Origin of the sequence: Streptomyces griseoflavus, from assembly GCF_014649995.1 — a bacterium.
Classification (GTDB): domain Bacteria; phylum Actinomycetota; class Actinomycetes; order Streptomycetales; family Streptomycetaceae; genus Streptomyces; species Streptomyces griseoflavus.
Genome location: NZ_BMUC01000025.1, coordinates 23,294 through 47,983, shown reverse-complemented (window position 1 = coordinate 47,983; position 24,690 = coordinate 23,294). Strand labels below are relative to the sequence as shown.

Below are 24,690 nucleotides of genomic sequence, written 5' to 3'. Positions count from 1 at the left end.
GGTGCTCGCCAGGCAGCGGCAGGAGAACATCGCCCAGCTCGTCCGGGAGCACGGATCGATACGGGTGAGCGCGCTGACCGAGCGGTTCGACGTGTCCCACATGACGATCCGGCGCGACCTGGAGACGCTCGCGCGGCGGGGCCGGCTCGACAAGGTCCACGGCGGCGCGGTCACTGCGGCGCACGACGGCACCGCGGAGCCGGCGTTCACGGAGAAGCGGTCCCGGCAGGTGCCGGCCAAGGAGGCGATCGCGGCCGCGGCCGCCCGGCTCGTCACTCCGGGCTCGGCGGTCGGCCTGACCGCGGGGACGACCACGTGGACGCTCGCCCGGCACCTCGTGGACGTCCCGGACATCACGGTGGTCACCAACAGTGTGCAGGTGGCACAGGTCCTGCACATCCACCGGCGGCGGGGGCGGACGGTGGTGCTCACCGGTGGTGTGCGCACCCCTTCCGACGCGCTGGTGGGGCCGGTAGCGGTCACCGCGCTGAGGACGCTCCACGTCGACGTGCTGTTCATGGGGGTGCACGGCATGGACGCGCGCAGCGGCTTCACCACGCCGAACCCGGAGGAGGCGGAGACGAACCGGGCGATGTGCCGCTCGGCGCGACGCACCGTGGTGCTGGCCGACCACACCAAGTGGAACACGACCGGCCCGGCCGGCATCGCCCCGCTGGGGGCGGCCGACGTGCTCATCACCGACTCGGGCATCGACCGGCACGGCCGTGACGTGCTGGAACACGGCGTCGGCGAACTGATCGTGGCCAAGCCGTCCCGCTCCTCACCGCGGGCGGTTTCCCGTCGTCCTCCCGCCCCTCCCCGACCGATCGAAGGAGCACGCACGTGACCATCGACCGTTCTTCCCACCTGCTCCATCTCCGTTCGGGGGGCACCAGCCTGGTCCTCGACTGCGCGGGGCCCCGCCTCCCACGGGTACTGCACTGGGGAGCCGACCTCGGAGACCTGGGCGGGGACACCCCGGGCGGTGGGGGCGACCTCGCCGCCCTCGCCACCCTCGCCACGGCGAGCGTCGCCGAGCTGGGCACCAGCGTCCCCGACGTCCCGGTGCCCGTGAGCGTGCTGCCCGAGCAGTCGGCCGGCTGGCTCGGCACCCCGGGACTCTCCGGCCACCGCGAGGGCGCCGCCTTCTCCAGCTCCTTCACCGTGCGGGAACTGCGGTTCCCGGGCCCCCGCTCACTGACGGTCGAGGCCACGGACGAACAGGCCGGGCTCGGCCTGCGGTGGGAACTGGAGCTGACTCCCTCCGGTCTCGTCCGCCAGCGTGCGCGCCTCACCAACCAGGGCGAGGGCCCCTACACGCTGGACGCGCTGCAGCTCGCCCTGCCGGTGCCCGCCCACGCCGCCGAGGTGCTCGACCTGACCGGCCGCCACCTGCGTGAACGGTCCCCGCAACGGCATGAGTTCACCCTCGGCACACACCTGCGGGAGAACCGGCGCGGACGTACCGGAGTCGACGCCACCCTCCTGCACGCGGTGGGCGAGCGGGGCTTCGGCTTCCGCGGCGGTGAGGTGTGGAGCCTGCACGTCGCGTGGAGCGGCAACCACCGCACCTTCGCCGAGCGGACGAACTCCGGGGTTTGCCTCCTCGGCGGTGGCGAGCTGCTGCTGCCGGGCGAGATGCGCCTCGGTCCCGGTGCCGCGTACACGACCCCGTGGCTGCTGGGCTCGTACGGCCGGGGTCTGGACGACATGGCGGCACGCTTCCACACGTACCTGCGGCAGCGCCCCCACCACCCGGCCACTTTGCGACCCGTGACGCTCAACACCTGGGAGGCGGTCTACTTCCGGCAGGACCTCGGCACCCTGACCGCCCTGGCGGACGCGGCGGCGGAGGTCGGAGCCGAGCGGTTCGTCCTGGACGACGGATGGTTCCGCGGCCGTCGCGACGACCGGGCCGGCCTGGGCGACTGGTACGTGGACCCCGAGATCTGGCCGGACGGGCTGCATCCGCTCGTCGAGCACGTCCGTTCCCGCGGACTGCAGTTCGGTCTCTGGGTCGAGCCGGAGATGATCAACCCCGACTCGGATCTGGCCCGGTCCCGTCCGGAGTGGATCCTGTCCGCTGCCGGGCGCATGCCGCCGGAGGCCCGGCACCAGCAGGTGCTCGACCTGGGCCGGCCGGAGGCGTACGCGTACGTGCTCGAACGCCTGGACGCCCTGGTGGGCGAGTACGCCGTCGACTACCTCAAGTGGGACCACAACCGCGACCTCATCGACGCGGGCAGCGGCCCGTCCGGCGTGGCCGGGGTGCACGCGCAGACCACCGCGGTGTACGCGCTGATGGACGAGCTGCGCCGGCGCCGTCCCGGGCTGGAGATCGAGTCGTGCTCGTCCGGCGGCGCCCGGGTGGACCTGGGCATCCTCGAACGCAGCGACCGGGTGTGGACGAGCGACTGCATCGACGCGCTGGAACGGCAGCAGATCCAGCTCTGGACGGGCCTGTTGCTGCCTCCCGAGCTGATGGGCGCGCACGTCGGCGCCCCCGCCGCGCACACCACGGGCCGCACGCACGGCCTCGACTTCCGCGCCGGCACCGCGTTCTTCGGCCACCTGGGCATCGAGTGGGACCTGACCCTGGCGACGCCCGACGAGCGCCGCCGGCTCGCCGAGTGGATCGCGGTCCACAAGCGGCTCCGGCCGCTGCTGCACGGGGGAACCGTGGTCCACGGCGACTCCCACGATCCTGCCGTACTCGTGCACGGCGTCGTGGCCCCCGACCGGTCCCACGCCGTGTACGCGGTGGTGCAGAGGGCCACGAGCGTGCAGATGCCGACGGGCCGCGTGCGCCTGCCCGGTCTGGCGGAGGACGCGCGCTACACCGTGACGCCGCTGCCGCCGGGGGACGCGACCCGCGGCCCGGTCACCAGCCCGCTCCCCTGGTGGACGCCCGAGGGCGTCGAACTGCCGGGCCGCGTCCTGTCCGCGCTCGGCGTCCAGGCGCCGACGCTGCATCCGGAAAGCCTCGCGCTGATCGAGGTCCGGCGGATCGCACCGCGGGTCTGAGGCGTAGAGCCGGCCTCGGTGAACGGCGCTTCCGGGGCCCTCGGAGCCGGGTGCTCGTGCGCGCCCGCGGCACCTCCCCGGGTTCGGCCCCCCGGGCGAAGTGCCGTGCTCATGAGGGGGAGGTGGTGAGGACACGGCTGAGGGCGCCGCCGGGGCGGCTCGTGAGTTCCTCCCAGGTTCCCTCCTCCGTGACGCGGCCCCCTTCGAGGACGGCGATGCGGTCGGCACGGCGCATGGCGGCCGGGCGGTGTGCGATGACGATCGTCGTGCGCGCCTCCCGCCGGAGCGCGGTGGCGAGTTCGGCGTCGCCGGTGTTGTCCAGGTGAGCGGTGGACTCGTCCATGATGAGGACCCGCGGCCGGACCAGCAGGGCGCGGGCCAGGGCGACGCGGGCCCGCTGGCCCCCCGAGAGCGTGGCGCCCCGCTCTCCGACGAGGGTGTCCATCGGGGCGATCCGGTCGACTCCGCACAGCCGTGCCGCCTCGGCCAGCGCCCGGTCGTCGGCCTCGGGTGCGGCGAGCCGCAGGTTCTCGGCGAGGGTGCCGTGGAAGAGGGGCGTGTCCTGTCCCACCAGTACCACCGCGCGCCGCAGTTCCGCGTCGTCCACGTCCCGCAGGTCCACGGGCTCGCCGTCGGCGGGCAGCAGCCGGACCGCGCCGGAGGACGGGTCCCAGAAGCGGGCCAGCAGGTGGGCGCAGGTCGACTTGCCGGCACCGGAGGCGCCGACGAGGGCGAGTGTCGTCCCCGGGGGGACGGTGAGGTCGACGCCGTCCAGCACGGTGCCGCCGCCGTAGTCGAACCTGACCCGGTGCAGTCGGACACCCAGCGGCCCGGGAGGCAGGGGGCGCGGTGCGGTGGGCGGCGGGGCGAGAGCCGGAGCCCTGACGGCCGCGCCGACGCGGGAGGCCGCGGCGCGCAGCGCCACGGCCCGGCTGAGGGCGCGGGCCGACTCCGCGACCGGGCCGAGGACGGACAGGGACAGGGCCATCGCCGCCGGCGCCCACGCGCCGTGCAGGCGGCCGGAGGTCACGGACTGCGCGGCGGCGGCGACCACGCCGACGACCGCGGCCACGATGAGGAGGTCGCGGCCCGCGGCGGCGACGGCTTCCCAGGTCGCCTCGGCGCGCTGGGCCGCGCCCACCTGCCGCCCACGCTCCGCCAGTCCCCGGCGGCGTTCGGCCAGGGCCCCGAACGCGAGGAGTTCACGCAGCCCGTCGACGGTCTCCACCGTGTCGGCCGACAGCCCGGCCACGGCCCTCCGGGTGCGGCCGCCGCGTGCGGTGCGTACGCGGGCGTCCGCGAAGGGCGCCGCGGCGAGGAGGGCCGCGACCGGCAGCACGGGCGCCAGCAGCCACGGCTCGACCGTGGCGAGGACCACGGATCCGCCGGTGAAGACCGTTCCGGCCGCGAGGAGTTGGGCGGTGGTGTGGGCGTAGAAGAACTCCAGGGCCTCCACGTCGGCCATGGCGGTGGCGGCGAGGTCGCCGCTGCGGCGGCCCGCGACCCGGGCGGGCGCGCTGCGGGCGAGTCCGTCGAAGACGCGTACCCGCAGTGCGGCCAGCACCCGGTAGGCCAGGTCGTGCGAGAGGTCCATCTCCCGCCAGGTCATCAGGGCGCGTACCAGGACGAGGGCGGCGAGCGTGGTGACGGTGCCGGCCGACGGCGCGCGCCCCTCGATGACGGCGGTGCCCACGGTGTGCGCGGCGAGCGTCAGCAGCGCGACGAGGGAGCCCTGTTCGAGGAGTGCGGCGGCACCGGTGCGGGCGGTCATGGCGCGGTGTGCGGCGAGGGCGGGGAGGAGAGCGCGCAGCGCGCCTCGCGCGGGTGCGTCCGCTTCGCCGGTGACGGGGGCGGCGGAAGTGGCGGTGGCGGTGCTCATGCGGCGCGTTCTCCTGTGGGGGTGCGGCCGGCCTCGACGAGCCGGGCGTAGACGCCGCCGGCCTCGACCAGGTCGGGGTGCCCGCCGACGGCGTCCACCCGTCCGTGGTCGAGGACGACGATGCGGTCGGCGTGCCGGACGGCTGCGAGCCGGTGGGCGACCACCAGGACCGTCCGGCCGCTCGCGGCGTTCGTCAGCTCCCGGACGATGTCCGCCTCCCGGCGTTCGTCGACGGAGCTGGTGGCCTCGTCGAGGACGAGGACCGGGGCATCGGCCAGCAGGGCCCGGGCGAGCGCGAGCCTCTGACGCTGGCCGCCGGAGAGGGTGGCGCCGCGTTCGCCGAGGACGGTGGCGTAGCCGTCGGGGAGGGCGGTGATCTCGTCATGGACACCGGCGACGCGCGCCGCCCTGGTCAGTTCGTCGTCGGTGGCGTCCGGCCGGGCCAGACGCAGGTTGTCGGCGACGGTGGCGTGGAAGAGGTACGTCTCCTGGGAGACGACGGCGATCCCCTGCCGCAGCGAGTCGAGCGCGTACTCGGTCGTGGGGCGCCCGTCGAGGGTGATCCGGCCCTCCTGGGGGTCGTGGTGGCGCAGGAGCAGGGCCAGCAGCGTGGACTTGCCGGCGCCGGACGGGCCGACGATCGCGGTCGTCCGTCCCGGCCGCGCGGTGAAGGAGACTCCGTCGAGGGCGGGGGCCGGTGCGCCGTCGTAGGTGAACCGGACGTCGTGGAAGCGCAGTTCGGGCGGGTCCTGCCGGCGCGCCGGGACCGTGCCGGAGTCGGGGACCGCCGGCTCGGCCGTGCGCAGGGCCGCGAGCCCGTCGGCGGCCGACGCCCCCAGGTACCCGGCGTGCCACTCGCGGGCCAGGTCGCGGACCGGCCGGAAGCACTCGGAGGCCAGCAGCAGCGTCAGGTAGGTGCCGGTCGCCGTGGTGGCACCGGTCGAGGCCGACCAGCAGGCAAGGAGGGCCGCCGCGGCGGTGCCGCCCTGGACGGCCAGGTCGGTGATGCCGGTGTCGGCCAGGGAGACCCGCAGTTTGGCCACGGTCGCCCGGTGCAGCGCGGCGGAGCGCTCCTCCAGCCGTGCGCGGGTGCGTCCGACGGCGCCGGCGGCGCGCAGGGCGGGCATGCCCTGAAGGGCCTCCAGGTAGTCGGCGCCCAGCCCTTCGTAGGTGTCCCAGTGTTCCTTGCCGCGGGTGGTGAGGAGCCGGTCCCAGGCGCGCGGCCCGGCCAGGGCCAGGAGCAGCGCGGGGACCAGGCCGGGAAGGCTCCACGGCGCGACCGCGGCCAGGGCGGCCAGGACCAGGGGCGGCACGGTGAGGGTGACCAGGAGCTGGGGCAGGTAGCGGGAGACGTAGGCGTCGACGCCCTCCACCCCGTCGACGAGCGTGGTGCGGACGGCTCCGGCCCGTGCGGTGGTGACGTACGCGGGTCCGCAACGGCCGAGACGGACCAGGAGTTCGTCCCGCAGGGCCACCCTGACCAGGGCCCCCGCACGGGTGGCGGTGCGCCGCTGCCACACGGCGAGTCCCGCGCGCACGGCGACGACGGCGCACACCCCGGCCAGCAGCCACGGGAGCCGGCCGGTGTCGCCGCGGGACAGGCCGGCGAGCCCGAGCGCCAGCAGCGCGGCCTGCGCCAGGTGGGTGAGGGTGACGGCGCCCTGCAGGAGGGTGGCCGCCAGCAGGGGGCGTCGCGCGCTCCCCGCGGCGCGGCGCAGCTCGGGGTGGACGATCATGTGCGGTTCTCCTCGTCGGCGTGGCGGGTGCCGAGGGCCAGGGCGTGGACGACCCAGTCGCGGTCCGGCCGGGCCCCGAGGGCGGCGCCCAGGTCCGCCTGCTGCCAGGAGCCGACGGGCCGGGCCGCCAGCCCGTGGCGCAGGGCGGCGACGTGGGCCAGGTGGACGGCGTGGCCGGCCCGCAGGTGGGCGCGGCGAACGTGTGCGGCGTCGGCGTCCGTGGGGCAGCCGTGGGCGATCAGGACGGCGCCCGCGTCCGCGATCCACGCCTGGCCCGCGGCCCAGGCGGCGAGCGTCGGGCGGGCCTCCCCCGCCGCGTACCGCCGCAGGGACGTGCCGTCGGGTGCCGGTGCCACGAGGCCGGCCCGTGGCGGGCCGACCGCGGCGCTCCAGCGCAACGGGGCGTCGGCCGCGGCCCGTTCGGCGGCGGCCAGGACCGCCCGCAGTGCGTCGTGGGAGGGTGCGCCCGGCAGCGGCGGTGGGGTGCTGCGGCGGGTCAGCAGTTCGGCCGGGGTGGGTGTGTCCCCGGACGGTTCCGGGGCGCGGGGGCCGTCCGCCCGGTGGGTCCGGTTCCGCGCGTCGGGCGGTGGTACGCGCACGACGGCCAGGGGGTTCTCGGTGAGTCCGTCCAGCCGTGCCTCGGGCTCGCCCGTACCCAGGGCTCGGGCTGCCAGGACGAGAGCCGCCGCGGCGTGCCCGGTGTCCAGCAGCAGCAGGGGCCAGGCCCGGTGGCCGTAGTGGGAGACCGTGCGCCGTGCGGTGACGTCGAGTGCGGCCGTCACGCCCGGTGGTGTGTCGTCGGGGGGCGGGCCCAGGTGGTGGACGCGGTGGCGCAGCGGGTCGTAGCCGTAGCGGCCGGGCGGCAGGGAGCAGCCGGTGCCCACGAGGAGTTCGGCGTCCACCGGGTGCAGGGCGCCCGCCGAGGGCGCGGGCCTGAGGCGCCCGGAGGCGTCCGAGGCCGCCAGGGACAGGCGGAGCAGGGCCCGCAGGTCGAGGGAGGCGGGGCCGGCCTGGGGGATCGGGAGCGACGGCCCCGGCCGGGGCCGGACCGGGCTTCCGGGGGGCGTGTCGGGGCCCGGACGCTCCGGGGAGCGGGCGCGGGCGAGAGCGGCGACGAGGTCCGCCGGGCGGTCCTCGCGGAAGGTGTCCACCGTGGCCCTCACATGTGGGGCGGAGGCGCCAGCGTGAAGTCCTCCGGCGCGCTCGGCGGGGTGGTGCGCCATCCGCGTGCGACGGCGGCCTCGGCGAGGCGCGGGCAGCCGAAGTAGCCGAAGGCGGCGGGGGCGTTGGGCAGGAGTCCGGAGACGAGGACCCGGGCGACGCGCAGTGAGGTCTCTGCCACGTCCTCGGTGGTGAGGTCGAAGGTCATGACACGGTGACCGCCCGCGCGCAGCGCGCTCTCCAGCCGCTCCCGGCTGCCGGGCCCGACCGCGTCGACGGACACGGTTCCGAGGGCGGGGGCGGTGAAACGCCGGGCCTCGGCCGCCATCCGTTCGTCCAGCCACACCTGCACGTGCGCCCCCAGGTCCCGCACGTGCTCGAACTGCTCGCCGCACGCGTCGAGGTAGCGGCCGTCGGCCCGGTGCTCCAGGTACAGTCCGCGCGCCAGCAGCCCCGCTTCGACGGCCTGGAAGACCCACCCATCGGCGTCGGTGAGGCCCTGGGTGAAGACCCAGGTGTGGACGGCTTCGAGGACGGCCTTGCGGGCGGCCTCGGCCGGGTCGTACTTGCAGGCGAACCCGGCGGCGTACAGACCGAGGCGCGGGTCGTGGACGAGCGCGGCCATGCAGGGGGCGAACTCCGAGGGCATCTCGACGATGTGGAGGTCGAGTGCGCAGCCGGCCAGGTCGTCGGCGAGGCCGGGCACGCTCGCCGGGTCGATGCCCCGGGCCGGGCCGTCCAGGTGCCACCACAGTTCCAGCGCGTCGCGTTCGACGATCTCCAGCAGGCCGCGCTCGACGGCGTCGTCGAGGCCCTGCCCGGTGGCGATCCCGGCGTAGTTCAGGTGGTGGGTGCGGGGCAGTTCGCGCAGGTCGCCCTGGCGCCAGTTGAGGTGGGTGAGCGACACGGGCGCCCAGACCTCGGCGGTGGTCCCGCCGGGCAGCCGTTCGGTGCCGGGCGTCCACAGGGCCGGGGTGTCGGGTCCGAGGGGGCGGTACGGGTACTTCTCGCGGGCGTACTGCCATGCGGCGTAGGCGGGCAGGTCTCCGGGGCCGTACAGGCGCAGGCCCTTGCCCGTCAGTTCGCCGGCGGTGGCGCGGACGGGGGCGTCCGGATGGCCGGGTGGCGGGACGCGGTTGCCGCAGTACCGCTCGATCCCTTCGGCTATCACGGCGACGCGGGCCTGCCCGGGGTCGCCGAAGGTGGTGCCCAGGGAGACCCGGTCGGCGGGCCACAGGCCGTGCCGGCGGGCGTCCGCCATCTCGGCGGTGAGCGCGGTGTAGCGGGGTGGGGCGCCGGCCGGGTGTTCGACGGGCTCGACCTTGCGGACGATGCCGCAGAGGGGGTCGACGAGGGCTTCCAGGGGCAGGGTCGTCATCGCAGGATCTCCTCGGTCGGGTCGACGGGGGTGGGGCGGGAGGGGAGGACGGGCAGGGTCAGCGTCACGCCGTCCGGGGCGATCTCCCGCCGGGAGACGAGCAGCCGGTCGGCCGTGACCGGGTCGTCGCCGGTGTGGGGGTTGCGGGCGTGGGCCGGGAAGTGGTGTCCGGCGATCTCCAGGCGCAGCCGGGTGCCGGCCGGCAGCCGGCGGGCGATCCGGCCGAGACCGAGGGTGAACGCGGACTGATGGCCGACCGGTTGGGCGTGTCGGGCGATGCCGACGGCCAGCCGCTCGGCGGTCCCTCGCGGGGTGAGCGCGACGAGCCGGGCGGCCCAGTCCGCGGACGGGGTGTGGGCGGTGGCCCGCAGGCGCACGCTCACGGGGCCGACCACGTCGAGCGGTTCCGGCAGTGGCGGCGTGAGCAGCAGGCAGCGGTCGGGCGGGCCGTCGGCGGGGACGGTCAGGTCGTCGGAGCGGACGGGCCGGCGGGGGTCGGCGGTGAACGCGAAACCGCGTACGGGCCGAATGCCGGCCGGGCGCGGTCCGCCCTCGGTGCCCGCTGCCAGCCACAGGTCGGCTCCGCCGAGAGCCTGGGCGCCGTGCCGGCCGGGGGCGAGTGCGCCGGCCAGGGCGCGGCGGGCCCAGCGCGCGTACAGTTCGCCGAGGTTCAGCCGGTGGGCGGGGCCGGCGTCGGGGCCGGGGGCGGCGGTGAGGGAGTGTCCCCAGGGGCCCAGCAGCAGCCGGGCGGAGGGTCCTTCCCAGGCGCGCCACAGAGCCACCGTGTCCTCGGTGAAGTGGTCGTGGTGGCCGCCGGCCAGGAGCAGGGGCACGCCGGCCCGTGCGGCTCGCGCCACGAGGCGGCCGCGGTCGTGGTGCCGCCACAGGCCGGCCCAGGAGGGCAGGCTGCGGCCCAGCCGTTCGGGGAGGCCGGCAAGGGGCAGGTGGGTGAGCAGTCCGGGGTCGGCGGCGAGGGCCCTGGCCAGCGCGCGTTCGTCGGAGTCCCGCCGGTCGCCGTGGGCGGCCCACCATCCGGCCCGGGACAGCAGCCGTTCCACTCCGGACACCTCGCGCGCCGTCTCCGCCGGGCCGAGGGCCGGTACGGCCGCGACGACGGCGTCGGGCCGGGCGGCCCCGGGCACGTCGAGGGCGAGGACGAGGGCGCAGTGGGCCGCGTAGGAGGCGCCGACGGCCACCAGCCGGCCGTCGCTCCACGGCTGCCGCCGGATCCAGCGGACGGCCGCCGTTCCGTCGGCGGCCTCGTGCGCGTACGGGTGCCACTCCCCCGGCGACGCGAACCGGCCCCGCACGTCCTGCACGACGGCGGCGAATCCGCGGCGGGCCCAGCCACGCGCCTCGGCGGCGTGCCGGGTCCGGTCGTAGGGGGTGCGCACCAGGACGGCCGGGAACGGTCCGTCACCGGCCGGGAGCCGGATGTCGGTGACGAGTTCCCCCACCGTCGTGCTGAACGCCGTCATCGGCTCTTCTTCGGTGTCGGTGCGACGGGGGGTACCGGGAGGACGGGGTGCTCGGTGACGGTCAGGGTGCGCAGGTCCACCCGTCGCAGGCGCCGCCGCGCCGGGAGGCCGGCCGGAGCGGGGGCGTCGGTGGCCCACCGGCCGAGGTCGTCCGCGAGCAGCGCCGCGAGCAGCGCGGCGGCGGTCACGGAGAGCCCGGCCGGCGCGCCGGAGGTACGCGGACCGCTCCAGTAGGCGGCGAGTTCGCGGTGGGCGGGCGTGGCGGCGAGCCGGCGGGAGCGGACGTGCGCCGACGTGACGTCCCCCGGTGCGGCGGCGACCGGTTCGACGTACGCCTGCCGGCCCTCGCGGTGGCAGCGCAGCCATGCGACGCCGTGCTCGGGCAACCGGTCGGCGGCGTCCCACAGTCCGTCCGGCACGGGCCCGTCCAGGCACCACACGACCGCGCCGGGGTCGCCGTCGAGCAGGTCCTCGATCCGCGTCGGTGATCCGTCGGACGGGGGCGCGGCCGGAGTCGTGCGCGGCCGTGCGCCCAGGGCGGCCAGGTGTGCGCAGAGCGGTGCGGTCAGCACCGGGTCGCCGAGGACGCGGACGTCGCGGCGGCCGGCCGGCCACGCAGGCCGGTGCGGTCCCTCCGTCAGGTAGCCGGCTTCCTCGAAGGCCCGCAGCACGCGCTTCAGTTCCTCGTCCGCCGGGGCGGTGCCGCCGCCCGCGAGCAGGGAGAGCAGGGCCTCCTCGTCCGCGTCTCCGGGCCTGACGCCCAGGAACTCCCCTTCCGGGGTGCGGACGGCGAGTCCTCGCCCGGGCACGGTGACGAGCTCGACACCGGGTGCGAGACGGCTGCGGGACACGGTGTTCCTCCTGGCGACGGGGGGTGGGACGGGTGTGGGCCCGCCCGGAAGGCATCGGGCGGGCCCACGGTCGAGGGCGGTGAGGCCCTGCTTACTCCTCGGTGTCCTCGAAGGGGTTCTCGACGAGGGCGTTGGAGTGGGAGGCCGAGTCGTGGGCCAGCTGACCCGGGTCGGCGATCGGTGCGAAGACCTGCTCGTTGTCCATGAACTCTCCATCATCCGAAGGGAGATACGGCGTTCGGTCGAGCGCCGTGACCCTCACCTTAATGAATCTGATTTTCATATTCCATAGCTGGAAGAGGGTGATCTGGGTAACACACCGGCCAGCCGCCCTCGGGGTCCCGGCCGACCCGTCCCGCCACGTTCAGCACGTCCGCCAGCAAGCGGGGTGTCACGACCTCCCGCGGTGTCCCGTCGGCCACGACCCGTCCGTCCCGCAGGGCGACGACGCGTTCGGCGAACCGGGCGGCGTGGGCCAGGTCGTGCAGCACCATCACCACCGTGAGCCCGCGTTCCTCGCGCAGGCGCACCACGGTCCGCAGCACGTCGAGCTGGTGGTGCAGGTCCAGATAGGTGGTGGGCTCGTCCAGCAGGAGAACGCGGGTGTCCTGGGCGAGCGCCATCGCGAGCCGGACACGCTGCCGCTCACCGCCGGACAGCGCGTCGACGTCACGGTCGGCCCAGCCCTCCACTCCGACGTCCCTCAACGCCCGGCGCACGACGGGATCATCGCCCTCGCGCAGCATGCCCAGCGGGCCGCGCGCCGCGTACCGTCCCTGACGGACGAGGTGACGTACCGTCATGCCCGGTACCGCCGGGGCGGACTGGTGCAGCAGCGCCACCCTTCGCGCCGTGGCGCGCCGGGAGAGCCGGGCGAGGTCGTCACCGCCGAGCAGCACCCGCCCCTCGCCGGGTCGCAGCAGCCCCGCGGCCAGCCGCAGCAGGGTGGACTTGCCGCAGCCGTTCAGCCCGATGAGCGCGGTCAGTTCGCCCGGCCGGACGGTGATGTCGACGCCCCGCAGCACGGGCCGTCCGGGGTAACCGAAGTGGACCCCCTCGACGTGGATCCCCACGGACTCGGTCATACTCTGTCCTCGATTCGACGTCAGAACGTACGGTCAGGCGCGCGGCGCACGACGACCAGCAACAACGCGGCGCCGAGACCGGCGGTGAGCGCTCCGACCGGCAGCGTGAGCCGGTCCGAGTCGAGCACCGCCGCGAGCAGCCGCGAGGACGACTGCGCCGCCGCGTCGGCCCCGCACACCACCACCGCGCCCGCCAGGGCGGCACCGGGAAGGCTCCTGCGCAGGTCCGCGCCGAAGACGGCCACGGCCAGGTGCGGAACGAGCAGTCCGACGAAGCCCAGCGCCCCGACGGCGGCCACCGCGCCCGCCGTCAGCGCCACCGCACACAGCAGGGCCAGGGTCCGGGCCCGGCGGGCGGAGAGGCCGGCGGCGAGGGCGATGTCGTCCCCGCAGCGCAGCAGGGTCAGCGGCCCCGCCAGCAGCCAGGCGGCGGTTCCCCACAGGAGCACCCACGGCCACAGCAGATGCCAGTGTTCCCACACCCGGCCCTCCGTGGTGCCCACCAGCCACTGGACCACGCTGCCGAGTTCGCCCGGCTCCACGAGCAGCACCATGGCGGTGAGTCCGCCGAGCACCGCCGACACCAGCACCCCGTGCACGGCGGTCTGCGCGGGATCACCGCGCCCGCGGCCGGCGAGCAGCCACAGCAGCGCCGCCCCGGCACACCCGCCCGCGCACGCGGCGAGGACCACGGCCAGGGGCGATTCCCACCCGGCGAGCCCCAGGGCCGTCGCGGTGACGGCGCCGAGCACCGCCCCCGGGGTCACGCCCGTCACCTCCGGCCCGGCCAGGGGATTGCGCAGGGCGGACTGCAGGACCAGCCCCGCCACGGCCAGGCAGGCACCCGCACAGAGGGCCACCAGCAGCCGGGGCAGGCGCAGCCGGAACAGGATGTGGCGTTCCGTCGCGTCACCGCCACCGTTGAGGACGTCCCAGACCACACCCGGCGACATGCCGCGCCCGGCCACCAGTTCCACACAGGCGCAGACCGCGGCCAGCGCCGCGAGCGCCGTGAAGCGCCGCGTCATCGCGGGCCCTCCGTTCCGGTCGTCCGAACGGCGCGCGAGGGAGTACCCCCGGGCCCGCCGCGCTCGGGGCCGGCCCCGCGAGCGTGCTTCTCAGCCCCGGCACGGGGGACGTCGCCCGCCGCACCGGACGCCGTCCCGCGCGGTCCGGGCGGTGGCTCACCCGCCGCGGCCGGTGCCCGCAGGGCGGCCCGGCGGCGGCCCCCCGACCGCATCAGCGCGACACCGGCCGGCACCCCCAGCAGGGCCGTCCAGGCACCGGCCGGTGTCTCCACGGGCGCCAGGGCCAGCCTGGCCGGGACGTCGGCGGCCATCACGACGACCGCGCCCCAGGCCGCGGACCACGGGAGCCAGCGCACCGCCCCCGCCCCCGGATCGAACCAACGGCTCAGGTGCGGAGCGAGGAACCCCACCCATGCGACGGGACCGCACACCGCCGTCACCGGCGCGATCAGCACCACGGCGACGGCCAGCGCGGCCAGCCGGGCGTGACGGGCCCGTACCCCCAGCGCCTCCGCGTCCTCGTCGCCCAGCCGCATGACCGCCAGCACCGGCGCGCACAGGACGAGGGCGGGCGCCGCGAGGACCAGCCACGGCCACAGACCCGTCACGTCGTCCCACGTACGGGCGGAGAGGGAGCCGAGCAGGTAGCGGTAGATCAGCTGGAGGTCGAGCTGATCGGCCATGACCATCAGGACGAGCAGCGCGGCCTGCAACCCGGCCGCCACTGCGGCGCCGGTCAGCAGCACGGCCGACGGACTGCGGCCCAGCCCCGCGACGAGCAGGGTCAGCCCGCCGCCGAGCGCGGCGCCGCCGATGGCCGGCAGGGGCTGGACGGCGGCGGGCAGCGAGAGGGTCAGCACCAGCGGTGCGGCCACCCCGAGCGCGGCCCCGGAGGACACGCCCAGCATCTCCGGCACCGCCAGGGGATTGCGCAGGGCCTCCTGCAGCACCAGTCCGGCCGCCCCCAGACAGGCTCCGGCGACGAATGCCAGCAGCACGCGGGGCACGCGGAGTTCGGTCACGACGATCCCGGCGAGGGTGGTGTCCCCAGCCGTCGCCGCGGCGACCAGCCGGTGGGGAGGGACGTAGGGGGTGCCGAGGCTGAGCGCGCAGACGGCGGAGGCGGCCAGCAGTGCGACCACCAGCAGCGGTTGCCACCGCCGCGCACCCCGAGGCGGCGGTTGTCCGCCCGCCGCGGCCCGGTCGGCCGCGGCGGGCACCGAGCGGGACGCCCTCACCGCAGCGCGGCCGTGGCCTCGTCGAGGACGATGCCCAGCGAACGGGTGCCGCGTCCCTTGGCCCACACCTCGGCGTCCACTTCGTGGACGTCACCGTTGCGCACGGCCGGGATCTTGCCCCAGAGGGGGTTCTCGGCCAGTTTCTCCGACAGCGTGCCGTCCGCGTCGCCGAAGCTCATCGTCTCGACGAACAGCACGTCGACGTCCTGGGCGAGGATCTCTTCGAGGCTGTAACTGCCTTCCACCCCGCGGGACTTCCACGGGTAGTCGGCGATGCCGGGGAACAGGCTGGCGGTCACGTCGCCTTCCGGTGTCGCGACACCGAAGTTCTCGTCACTGCCGTAGATGATGAGCGCGGTCCTGCCGCTCGGCGCCTTCTCGGCCTTGGCGAGCTTCGCGCGGAAGGTCCGCTCCGCCTTCTCCCCCTCGGCGGTGCGGCCGGTGAGCGCGGCGACGTCGCGCAGGTACCCCACGCCGTCCTCCCACGTCTCGGGCTGCATGGCCCAGAACGTGGTGGCGCCCTCGAGCGCAGGGGCGAGCTTGCCGTGGGTGTCCCCCAGGCCGATCACGAGGTCGGGCTTGTGGGAGAGGATCGCCTCGACCTCCGGGGCGATGAACCCGCCGGGGATGACGTCGACCTCCTCGGCCTTCGCCTCCCCCAGGAATTCGGGGTGGGCGAGCAGCGCGCTGTTGGTGGCCGCCGGCACGATGCCCAGTTCCGTCAGGATGTCGTCGCACAGGGCGAACAGGCAGACGATCCGCTCGGGTTGCTTCTTCAGGGAGAGCTCGACGCCGTTCGTGTCGGTCAACTCCGTCGTGGCCTTGATGGGTTGGACGGTCACCTCCGTCCTCTCCGTGGGCCTGGCCCTGTCACTCGCGGGTTCTTCGGAGGCCGGGCCGCAGCCGGCCAGGAGCAACCCCGCCGCCGCGGCGGCGATCCCACTGCGGACGAATGCGGACGGTGAGCGCAGCATCGACGCCCTCGCTTCTTGTCAGGTACCGGGAACGCCACTGAAGATACATGATAATCGTTTTCATCAAGTCGCTTCCCGGAGGTCCCATGCCCGCCACACCCGTCCTGTTCGTCTCCGACCACGTGGCCGGATCCGTCCATGTGCTGACCGTGCCGGACGGCACGGTCGTCGGACGTCTCACCGGTCGTCATCTCTCCGAGCACGCCGGGTTCCTGGCGCTCCCCGGAGGGCGGACGGCCTGTGTCGACGACCGTCGCGGAGAACTGCTCGTGCTGAACCCCTACGCGGAGGAACTCGTGGAACGCGCGGTCCCCGTCGCCGTGCCCGCCGAGCACCTCGCCTGCGACCCCTCCGGTCGCCGGCTGGCCGTCACCACCGGCCTCGGCAGGAACGCCGCACCGTGGTCGGACCTGCTGACGGTCGTCGACCTGGCCACCGGGGAGACCGCGCGGGTGCGCACGCGCGCCGGCGAACCGGGGGTGACGGTGCTGGGCGACGCCGACCCGCTGGTGGTGCTGCGGCACCGGGAGCCCGGGGCGCTGGCCGTCCACCGGTTCGCGGACCTCCTCGGCTCCCCGCCCGGCTGCCCCGTGGTCACCCCTCACGCGGTCCTGCCGCTGCCGGACGACGGACACGGGGACGCCCAAGTGCCCGGCTCGCAGCACGTGTTCGCGGCCACGGGCGAGGGGGTGCACCGGGCGCGGAGACAGGGTGACGCGCTCGCCGCCGAGCCGGTCGTTCCGTGGGGAGCGCCCGCCCGGGGCTGGTACCTCCGGCTCGACACCCGCCGGCAGGCGTTGTGGAGCACGCTGCGCGGCGGCGCCCCGGACCCGCTGCGCTGGCCGGAATGGACCAACCAGGCGTGGCACCACGATCCGCGGACGGGCCGCACGCGGCTCACGGACCTCGGTCCCGGACTCGTCTTCCGGCTGGCCCTCGCCCGGCGCCACACCGCCTTCACCCGGGTCCATCCCGACGGCGACGAGCTGATCCTCCTCGGCGCCGACGACGTCGTCCGCCGCTCGCCCCTGCCGGCCATGGACGGGGCTCCGCGTCGCGGCGGCACCCCGTGGGAGGGTGTCCAGCGCCGGGCGGTGGCCGCCTCACCGGGCTCCGACTGGGTCGCCGTCAGCCGGGGCGGCCACGGCGAGGTGCACCTCGTCGATGCGCGGACCGGCCACGAGGCGGCCCGGCCGCGTCTCGGCACACCACTGCACCACGGTGGCCATCTGGCACTGCGCGTCCGGGACGACGGTGCCGACGGTGATCCCGTGGGGCGGTGACTCACTCCTCGTGGGGTTCGGCCCGGACGCGGCGGGAGGGGCGGCCGCCGCTCCCGCGGCCTTCCGCGGAGGGCTGGACGACGACCACGTCGGCGCGCTCACAGGCGCCCAGGCAGTCGGTGACCCGTACGGTCGCCGTGCCGTCGAGGGCCCGGCGCAGTGCGCGGAGCCGGGCGGTGCGGTCCGGGCCGGGCGCCTCGGGGGTGCCGCGGCAGCAGCCTCGGCAGACGGTGGCGGTGGGCCGGGCGACACCCGGTGCGGGGGCCGCCCGGCGGGTGCGCCGGCTCATACGGTGTCCTCGGTGGGCCGGGGCCAGGCGGCGGCGCGCAGCAGGCGCAGGCCGTTGAGGCCGACGATGACGGTGGAGCCCTCGTGTCCGGCGACGCCGAGGGGCAGGGGGAGGGTGCCGATGAGGTCCCAGGCGACCAGGACGGTGATGAACGCCCCGGCGATGGCCAGGTTCTGCAGGACGAGACGGCGTGCGGTGCGGGAGAGCCGCACGACCGAGGGGACGGCGGCGAGTTCGTCACGGACGACGACGGCGTCGGCGGTTTCCAGGGCGAGGTCGGAGCCGGCCCTGCCCATGGCGATCCCGCAGTGCGCGGCGGCCAGCGCGGGTGCGTCGTTGACGCCGTCGCCCACGACCAGCACCTTGCGCCCCCGGGCCTGCCACTCCTCGACGGCGGCGACCTTGTCCTGGGGCAGCAGTCCGGGGCGGACGTCGGTGATGCCGACCTCGGCGGCCAGGCGTTCGGCGGCGCGTGCGTTGTCGCCGGTCAGCAGGACCGGAGTGCGGCCGGTCAGGCGGGTGAGGGCGGCGACGGTGGCCGCCGCGTCCGGCCGCAGCCGGTCGGCGATCCCCAGCACGCCCACGGGGATGCCGTCGCGCAGGACGACGACCGCGGTCCGGCCGGCCGCCTCGAGTCCGGCCACCACTTCTTGGTGGGGCCGGTGGGCGGTGTCACCGTCCGCCGGCCGGTCGGGCGCGCCGACCACGATCCTGCGGCCGTCGACGGTGGCGGAGATCCCCTGCCCCGGGGTGGAGGCGAAGCCGGCGGCGTCGGCGAGGGGCAGTTCGCGTTCGCGGGCGGCGGTGACCACGGCCCGGGCGAGGGGGTGCTCGCTGGGGTGCTCGGCGGAGGCCGCCAGCGCGAGGAGTTCGTCCTTCCCCAGGCCACTGCCGGGAAGGGGGCGGATGTCGGTGACGTGGGGGGTGCCTTCGGTGAGGGTGCCGGTCTTGTCCAGGGCGACGGTGTCGACCTCGCCGAGGCGTTCCATGACGACGGCGGACTTGGCGAGCACGCCGTGGCGGCCGGCGTTGGCGATGGCGGAGAGCAGCGGCGGCATGGTGGAGAGCACCACCGCGCACGGCGAGGCCACGATCATGAAGGTCATGGCCCGCAGCAGCGCCGAGGAGAGGGTGTCGCCGAAGGCGAGCGGGACGGCGAAGACGGCGAGGGTCGCGATGACCATGGCGATCGAGTAGCGCTGTTCGATCTTCTCGATGAACAACTGGGTGGGGGCCTTGGTCGCGGAGGCATCCTCGACCATCTTCACGATCCGGGCGATCACCGAGTCCGACGGGTCGCGCCCGACCAGCACCCGCAGGGCGCCCGTGCCGTTGACGGTGCCGGCGAACACCTCGTCGCCGCTCCGCCTGGTCACCGGGAGCGGTTCGCCGGTGATGGTGGCCTGGTCCACCTCACTGGCCCCGTCGACGACCCGGCCGTCCGCGCCGATCCGCTCGCCGGGCCGGACCAGGACGGTGTCCCCGACCGCGAGCCGCCCGGTGTCCACCGTCTCCTCGGTGCCGTCCGGCAGGAGCCGGCTGGCGGTGGTGGGGGCGAGGTCCAGCAGACCCCGCACGGAGTCGGCGGTGCGGGCGGTGGCGACCGCTTCCAGGGCGCCGGAGCCGGCGAAGATGACGATCAGCAGCGCGCCGTCGAGGACCTGGCCGATCGCGGCGGCCCCGAGCGCGGCGACGACCATCAGCAGGTCCACGTCCAGCGTCCTGTCCTTCAGGGCCTTCACACCCTGCCGGCCCGGTTCCCAGCCGCCGGTGACGTAGGTCGCGGCGAACAGGGTGCCCCACAGCCACGCCGGGCCGTTCAGCAGGTGGACCGGCAGGGCGAGGAGGAACAGCACCGACGCCGCGAACGCCCAGCGGGCTTCGGGCAGCGCGAGCAGGCGGGTGCGGCGCCGTGGCGGTGCCGGCCGCGGGGCGCCGGCGGGCGGGGCGGAGCGCTGGTCCAGGACGGAGGACATGACGGGACGACCCTTCACGGGCGGGACGGGGCTACCTCCCCACCGTACATGAACATCTGAACAGGTCTTCATGCGTCGTCGCTATGATGGGGACATGGGCCACGGACGCGACACCTCCGCCAGCAGCGCCACCACGCGTACGCGCCTCGACGCGGTCGGCACCGCCGACGTCGCCGCCACCCTCCAGGCCCTCGCCACGCCCTCCCGGCTCTACATCCTGGCCCGTCTCCAGGAAGGTCCCTGCGCGGTCGGAGAGCTCGCCGAAGCCGTCGGCATGGAGGCCTCCGCCTGCTCCCACCAGCTCCGGCTCCTGCGCAACCTCGGCCTGGTGACCGGTGAGCGGCAGGGCCGCTCCATCGTGTACTCGCTCTACGACGACCACGTCGCCGAGCTCCTCGACCAGGCGCTCTACCACGTCGAGCACCTGCGCCTCGGCCTGCACGACACCCCGGCCGGCCCCGCCGCCCCTGCCGGCGGGCGATGAACAGCGGGGCGCGCGGGCCTCAGCCCGAGGTGTCGCCGGACGGGTGGCCCCGCTGGCGCGGGTCCGTCACCCCGCCGGGGCACGCCATCCGCTCGATCTCCCAGCCGGCGCGCCGCGCGCCGGCCCGGTAGGCGCTCTCGTAGAAGGCGAGCACGGCCGAACGCGGGTCGGACCCGGTGCGCACCTCGTCGTACGGGAGCACGGCCAGGTGGCTGCCGCCCCGGTCGAACCAGCGGGCCGCCTCGGGACGCAGCGGCTCCTCGGCCAGGCCCGCCGGTTCCGGAGCGGTGTAGGAGTAGAAGGCGGGGTCGGGGAAGCCGTCGTCGCCGAACCAGAAGCCGAAACTGATCACCTCGCGGGAGTACGCCTCCCTCGTGACCGGGTCGGCGTCCGGGGGCTGCTCGACACCGCGCACGGAGAACCGGCTGTGGGCGAGGTCGAAGGTGTGCCAGAAGTGGTGCACCGGGCTGACCTTGCCCGAGTACTCCGCGGCGAACTCCTCCAGGACGGACGCCACCTGACTGAGGACCCGCCAGTAGCGGTTGGCGTGCCCGGGATCGTAGGCCGCGTGCTCGGTGTCCTCGGCGTAGGGGCGGGCGGAGTCGGGGAGGTCGAAGGGCCGGGGTACGGCGAGCCGCACCCGGACGCCCAGGAAGTCCAGCGAGTCCATGACCGCGCGGTAGAAGGAGGCCACGGACTGGCCGACGAGCGGGAAGGAGACCTGCCGCCCGTCCAGGACCGAGATCACCAGCTGGTGCGCGACGAAGTCGAAGTCGATCGCGAAGACCGGGTTGCCGTCGACCTGCCCCATGGGGCGCGTGGTGGTACCGCGTCCCGTGAGATGCAGCGGGACGTTCCACCAGTGGTTGCGCTGCGCACTGGCGGCGAGGCGGATCTTCCCGACGATCTGCGCGAACCGGTGAAGGGTCTCCTTCGTGTCGCGCCACTCGGCCAGCGGGATCGGTGGGAACAGTTCCATGGTCATCCTTCCCCTCCCGCCCAGCGCTCCTGAAGGGCCGGACGAACCCTTGGCTGCCATCAGACCACCGCTCGCGCGCTACGGCATCTCCTCGCACCCGCAGGGCCGACGGGGTGCCGGCGGTGTGCTCGGGACCACGGGGTCCGCCGGGACGCGCCGCGGCGCCCGGGCGCCGGTGTGCTCCCCGAGCACCCCGTCACACGGTGCGTTCGGGGAGCGCCGGGAGAATCTTCTCGGCGATGCCGAGGAGGGCGCTGTCGTCCGGGAGGGTGCCGGAGGCGCTCCACACGGTGATGTCGCAGGAGCCGCCGGCGTCCTTGCCGTCGAGGGCCACGGAGAGCGTTCTGGCCAAAGGGCCCTGTTCTACGGGTCCGCCGGATCCGCCGCTGCCCGGATCGATCTCGATCTTCATGGTGTGGTCCGAGAAGAGGACCGCGGGCCGGCCGAGCACCGAGAGCGTTTGGACGTCCGTCTCGTCCCCGAACTCCATCAGTTTCACGTACTGGGCCATCGTCAGTTCGTTGTACGTGGCCGAGACGTTCACGGTGTAGGTGTCGAACTGGACCTGAGCCTCCGGCTGGGCGACCTTCCCGTCGGTCAGGGGGGCGGTGCCGCTGCTGCCGGACATGGTGGTCGCGGTCTCGGCGGGCGTTCCCAGGAGCCGGGCCAGGTCGGCCCGGCCGAGCACCCGGCACAGCTCCTCGCCGGTGACGGCCCGGGACGTCTGCCGGTAGGCGCTCGGCAGTTCCTCGCCCTTCCCGCTCGGGCACGAGGCGGCCCGCGGCGTGGCGCCGTCGCCGCTGTCGGAGGGCATCAGCCGCGGGCCCAGCCACACGGCGGCCGCGAGGGCCGCGAACACGGCCACCGCCGCGACGGCCTGACCCCAGGCATTGGGTTCCTTCTCCGCAGCAGCCGGGGCGCGACGCTGCGGCGCTTGCGCTTGCGGCTGGGGCTGGGGCTGGGGCTGGGGCTGGGGCTGGGCAGCAGCGTCGGGCACCGCCGCGTCCGTGGCGGCCGTCGGGCCCGGGGTCCGGCGTGCGCGCAGGGCCCGGACCACCGTGTGGACACGCACCGCGGTGAACACCAGGAACGCCGCGCCGATGACGGCCGGTACCCACGCCCTTTCGACGACGGCGAGGTACATGATGCGTACGCCGAAAACGGAGCCGACCACGATGAGCAGTGGCTCACGGACCCAGAAGGGCAGGAGACGGAGGAGGAAACCGAGCATCCTGCGATCACACCAGTCCAAGATCGCGTCGGCTGTGGTGGAGGCCACAGTTCCGGCCCGGTACTCAACCGTGATCGGGACAGGATCGCTTCAAGATCGCCGAGGAGCCCTCCCTGCCCCTCACCGGCAGGCAGGTCGTCCAGCGGATCATCACCGGTCTGTGCATCCTGGACGTCACCGACGAGGGCCTGCGCCTGGTCGAACTCGCCCCCGGTGTCACCGTCGAGGCGCCCTCGGTATCGGGGTGGCGACGGTCACGTGACAGCGACCGTTGGGGCCACGGACACCGGGCGCCCGGAGGGCCGGCGAGGCGGCCGGCCCCCGGAACCGACGGCTCAGCCGCCGCTCTTGCGCCGGAACGACCGCTGCTGCCCGGCCGGGCCGTGTGCCGCGCGGACCTTCGACGCGTTCGGGTTGGCGGCCGCGTCGGCCGCCTCCGCCTGCGCACCGCGCTTGCGCGCCAGGGCTTCACGGAACTTGCGCTTGAGGTCGTAGTTGCCGTCGGTGTCCGGCGCCAGAGGGGGCGTCTCGGGGGAGGCCGGCTCAGAACCTTCCGCGGGTGTGGGCTCTGCGGTCATGGTGACCTCCTGGGTTCGGGGGTGGGCGGGCACAGCTTGTCATGCCGTGGGCGGTGCGGGGCACCGTCCACGGCATTCTGTCCCGTTTCGGCGCCTTGTCCCTGGGCTCCGTGGAGGGGCCGTACGGTTCTCAGCCGCCGCGGCGTACGCGGGCGGCCTTGCGGGCCTCGGCGAGCCTGCGGGCTTCGCCGGCCTTGCGGGAGGTGCCGCCGGCGGCACCGCGCGGGGTGCCCTTGCTGGTTCCCAGGCCACGGAAGGGAGCGTTGGTGTTCTTGGGTCCGGGGACGGCGGGCCCGCCGTCGAGGGGGACGCCGGAGGGGGCCTTGGCGCCGGTGATCCGGCTCAACCCGGCCTCGCCGGAGCGCACCTTGGTGACGGTCGCCTCGATGCCGGCCTCGGCCAGCATCCGGCTCGTCTCGCGGCGCCGGTCCCCGGACACGAGCGTGACCACGCGGCCGGACCCACCGGCGCGGGCCGTGCGGCCCGCCCGGTGCACGTAGTCCTTGGGGTCGGTGGGCGGGTCGACGTTGACCACGAGATCGAGGTCGTCGACGTGCAGGCCACGGGCGGCGACGTTGGTCGCCACCACTGCGGTGACCTGGCCGTCCTTGAACTGCGCCAGGGTCCGCGTGCGCTGCGGCTGGGACTTGCCGCTGTGCAGGGCCGCGGCGTGCACGCCGGCCGCCCGCAGATGCCGGGTGAGCTGGTCGACGGCGTGCTTGGTGTCGAGGAACAGCAGGACGCGGCCGTCACGGGCGGCGATCTCCGTGGTGACGGCGTAGCGGTCGGGGCCGTGGACGACCAGGACGTGGTGCTCCATCGTCGTGACCGTGCCCGCGGCCTCCTCCACCGAGTGGACGACGGGGTTCTGGAGGTAGCGGTGGACCAGCTCGTCGACGTCGTGGTCCAGGGTTGCCGAGAACAGCATCCGCTGGCCGTGGGGGGCCACCTGGTCGAGCGCCTCGACGACCTGCGGCAGGAATCCCAGGTCGCACATCTGGTCGGCCTCGTCGAGCACGGTGATTTTCACCCGGCCCAGGCGGCAGGCGTTGCGCTCGATCAGGTCGTGCAGGCGTCCAGGGGTGGCGACGACCACCTCCGCCCCCGCGCGCAGCACGGCGATCTGCCGGCCCATCGACATGCCGCCGACGACCGTGGCCATCCGCAGCCGCAGGGCCTCTGCGTAGGGGGTCAGCGCCTCGGTGACCTGTTGGGCCAGCTCCCGCGTGGGCACGAGAATCAGGGCGAGGGGATGCTTCGGTTCGGCGCGCCGCCCGGCCGTGCGGGTCAGCAGCGGCAGGCCGAAGGCGAGCGTCTTGCCCGATCCGGTGCGCCCGCGGCCGAGGACGTCGCGCCCCTGGAGGGCGTCGGGCAGGGTGGCGGCCTGGATCGGGAAGGGTTCGCGGACTCCGTGTCCGGTCAGTGTCCGCATGACCCCCGCGGGCAGGCCCAGGTCCGCGAAGGAGACGGCCGGGGGCGGCGCCGGGGTCGTGGCTCCGGGGGCGGCGGGAGCGCCGTGAGTGGTTCCGGAGTCATCGGGATGCTTCATGAAGGGCCTTCCGCAGGAGTACGTACCGAGGAAGGCCCGGCAGGATCGAACAGCCCCCACCTGGCGGAACCGGACCGCACCCTCGCCCACCGCGACGACCACGCGAACGCAGGACAATAACACGAGGAGGTGAACCCTCATGGCACGCGTGAAACGGTACGCCGTGGCCGCCACCGGTCAGTGGACGGACGAGGAGGAGGGCCGCCGCAGGCTGCCGGCGGGCGAGGTGCACGCCTGGGAGCCGGGCCTGAACCAGACCGTGTGCGGATTGTCCCTGAGCCGCTCGCAACTGGTCCGTTTCTCCCACGTGGTCTGGCAGGACGTCCTTCCCGAATCCGGCGGCGCCGCGGACCGTGTCCAGCGTCTGTGCCGTCGCTGCGCCTCCGTCGCGGGACGCCGCGGCGACGACGCCCGGCCACGGTGGCACCGCACGAACCCACGCCCGTGACCTGCATGGAAGTGGCCCGCACGGGGCAAGCGGTCTGCCTG

General features: G+C 75.1%; 22 protein-coding genes. 5 read left to right on the top strand and 17 right to left on the bottom strand.

The window, feature by feature from the left end:
- Window position 1: 1 nt before the first annotated feature.
- Together IE172_RS32905 and IE172_RS32900 are read left to right on the top strand one after the other, a co-directional pair.
- Entirely contained in the window at window positions 2–847 is an 846-nt protein-coding gene (locus tag IE172_RS32905; RefSeq protein ID WP_190101024.1) for a DeoR/GlpR family DNA-binding transcription regulator, read from the top strand.
- Window positions 844–3,024 carry an alpha-galactosidase gene (locus tag IE172_RS32900; RefSeq protein ID WP_190101023.1) on the top strand — a complete coding sequence of 727 codons (2,181 nt, stop codon included), beginning with the start codon at window positions 844–846 and terminating at the stop codon, window positions 3,022–3,024. The genes IE172_RS32905 and IE172_RS32900 overlap by 4 nt, the downstream gene beginning before the upstream one ends.
- A gap of 109 nt (window positions 3,025–3,133) precedes the next feature.
- Here IE172_RS32900 and IE172_RS32895 read toward each other — a convergent pair whose 3' ends face one another.
- The 11 genes from IE172_RS32895 to IE172_RS32850 form a co-directional block, all read right to left on the bottom strand.
- A complete protein-coding gene (locus tag IE172_RS32895; protein WP_190101022.1) occupies window positions 3,134–4,903 on the bottom strand; it encodes an ABC transporter ATP-binding protein in 1,770 nt (589 codons plus the stop codon).
- Window positions 4,900–6,639 (bottom strand): ABC transporter ATP-binding protein/permease, encoded by a 1,740-nt coding sequence (locus IE172_RS32890; RefSeq protein WP_190101021.1) that lies wholly within the window; start codon window positions 6,637–6,639, stop codon window positions 4,900–4,902. Before IE172_RS32890 ends, IE172_RS32895 begins: the two co-directional genes overlap by 4 nt.
- Window positions 6,636–7,790, bottom strand: a complete 1,155-nt coding sequence (locus IE172_RS32885) for a nitroreductase family protein (RefSeq protein ID WP_229886691.1) — start codon at window positions 7,788–7,790, stop codon at window positions 6,636–6,638. Before IE172_RS32885 ends, IE172_RS32890 begins: the two co-directional genes overlap by 4 nt.
- 8 nt (window positions 7,791–7,798) lie before the next feature.
- Window positions 7,799–9,178, bottom strand: a complete 1,380-nt coding sequence (locus tag IE172_RS32880) for a YcaO-like family protein (protein WP_190101019.1) — start codon at window positions 9,176–9,178, stop codon at window positions 7,799–7,801.
- Entirely contained in the window at window positions 9,175–10,656 is a 1,482-nt protein-coding gene (locus IE172_RS32875; protein WP_190101018.1) for a CocE/NonD family hydrolase, read from the bottom strand. The genes IE172_RS32880 and IE172_RS32875 overlap by 4 nt, the downstream gene beginning before the upstream one ends.
- Window positions 10,653–11,507 (bottom strand): hypothetical protein, encoded by an 855-nt coding sequence (locus IE172_RS32870; RefSeq protein WP_190101017.1) that lies wholly within the window; start codon window positions 11,505–11,507, stop codon window positions 10,653–10,655. The genes IE172_RS32875 and IE172_RS32870 overlap by 4 nt, the downstream gene beginning before the upstream one ends.
- 91 nt (window positions 11,508–11,598) lie before the next feature.
- Window positions 11,599–11,712 carry a streptamidine family RiPP gene (amiA, locus tag IE172_RS35205; RefSeq protein ID WP_241270818.1) on the bottom strand — a complete coding sequence of 38 codons (114 nt, stop codon included), beginning with the start codon at window positions 11,710–11,712 and terminating at the stop codon, window positions 11,599–11,601.
- Window positions 11,713–11,770: 58 nt separating this feature from the next.
- Window positions 11,771–12,592, bottom strand: a complete 822-nt coding sequence (locus IE172_RS32865) for an ABC transporter ATP-binding protein (RefSeq protein WP_190101016.1) — start codon at window positions 12,590–12,592, stop codon at window positions 11,771–11,773.
- A 20-nt stretch (window positions 12,593–12,612) separates the two neighbouring features.
- Entirely contained in the window at window positions 12,613–13,620 is a 1,008-nt protein-coding gene (locus tag IE172_RS32860) for a FecCD family ABC transporter permease (protein ID WP_190101015.1), read from the bottom strand.
- Window positions 13,617–14,762, bottom strand: coding sequence for a FecCD family ABC transporter permease (locus IE172_RS32855; RefSeq protein ID WP_229886689.1), 1,146 nt, complete (start codon window positions 14,760–14,762; stop codon window positions 13,617–13,619). The genes IE172_RS32860 and IE172_RS32855 overlap by 4 nt, the downstream gene beginning before the upstream one ends.
- Window positions 14,763–14,854: 92 nt before the next feature.
- Window positions 14,855–15,832, bottom strand: a complete 978-nt coding sequence (locus IE172_RS32850) for an ABC transporter substrate-binding protein (protein WP_190101014.1) — start codon at window positions 15,830–15,832, stop codon at window positions 14,855–14,857.
- Between the two features lie 86 nt (window positions 15,833–15,918).
- On the opposite strand from IE172_RS32850, the gene IE172_RS32845 reads away from it, so the two are divergent.
- On the top strand, window positions 15,919–17,115 hold the full coding sequence (locus IE172_RS32845) for a YncE family protein (RefSeq protein ID WP_190101013.1): 1,197 nt from the start codon (window positions 15,919–15,921) through the stop codon (window positions 17,113–17,115).
- Window position 17,116: 1 nt separating this feature from the next.
- On the opposite strand, the gene IE172_RS32840 is transcribed toward IE172_RS32845, so the two are convergent.
- Window positions 17,117–17,404 (bottom strand): hypothetical protein, encoded by a 288-nt coding sequence (locus IE172_RS32840; RefSeq protein WP_190101012.1) that lies wholly within the window; start codon window positions 17,402–17,404, stop codon window positions 17,117–17,119.
- The gene (locus IE172_RS32835; protein ID WP_190101011.1) at window positions 17,401–19,380 is read right to left on the bottom strand and encodes a heavy metal translocating P-type ATPase; all 1,980 of its coding nucleotides are present in this window, start codon (window positions 19,378–19,380) and stop codon (window positions 17,401–17,403) included. The genes IE172_RS32840 and IE172_RS32835 overlap by 4 nt, the downstream gene beginning before the upstream one ends.
- A gap of 94 nt (window positions 19,381–19,474) precedes the next feature.
- Here IE172_RS32835 and IE172_RS32830 point away from each other — a divergent pair, with 94 nt between their 5' ends.
- On the top strand, window positions 19,475–19,864 hold the full coding sequence (locus IE172_RS32830) for an ArsR/SmtB family transcription factor (RefSeq protein WP_190101010.1): 390 nt from the start codon (window positions 19,475–19,477) through the stop codon (window positions 19,862–19,864).
- Between the two features lie 19 nt (window positions 19,865–19,883).
- Here IE172_RS32830 and IE172_RS32825 read toward each other — a convergent pair whose 3' ends face one another.
- The 4 genes from IE172_RS32825 to IE172_RS32810 all read right to left on the bottom strand — a co-directional run bounded on the left by IE172_RS32825 (window position 19,884) and on the right by IE172_RS32810 (window position 24,201).
- Window positions 19,884–20,843, bottom strand: a complete 960-nt coding sequence (locus IE172_RS32825; protein WP_190101009.1) for a DUF5996 family protein — start codon at window positions 20,841–20,843, stop codon at window positions 19,884–19,886.
- A 196-nt stretch (window positions 20,844–21,039) separates the two neighbouring features.
- On the bottom strand, window positions 21,040–22,074 hold the full coding sequence (locus tag IE172_RS32820) for a DUF6215 domain-containing protein (protein ID WP_190101008.1): 1,035 nt from the start codon (window positions 22,072–22,074) through the stop codon (window positions 21,040–21,042).
- A 335-nt stretch (window positions 22,075–22,409) separates the two neighbouring features.
- Window positions 22,410–22,652, bottom strand: coding sequence for a DUF5302 domain-containing protein (locus IE172_RS32815; protein WP_190101007.1), 243 nt, complete (start codon window positions 22,650–22,652; stop codon window positions 22,410–22,412).
- 130 nt (window positions 22,653–22,782) lie between these two features.
- The gene (locus IE172_RS32810; RefSeq protein ID WP_190101006.1) at window positions 22,783–24,201 is read right to left on the bottom strand and encodes a DEAD/DEAH box helicase; all 1,419 of its coding nucleotides are present in this window, start codon (window positions 24,199–24,201) and stop codon (window positions 22,783–22,785) included.
- 139 nt (window positions 24,202–24,340) lie between these two features.
- On the opposite strand from IE172_RS32810, the gene IE172_RS32805 reads away from it, so the two are divergent.
- The gene (locus tag IE172_RS32805; RefSeq protein ID WP_190101005.1) at window positions 24,341–24,649 is read left to right on the top strand and encodes a hypothetical protein; all 309 of its coding nucleotides are present in this window, start codon (window positions 24,341–24,343) and stop codon (window positions 24,647–24,649) included.
- Window positions 24,650–24,690 lie beyond the last annotated feature (41 nt).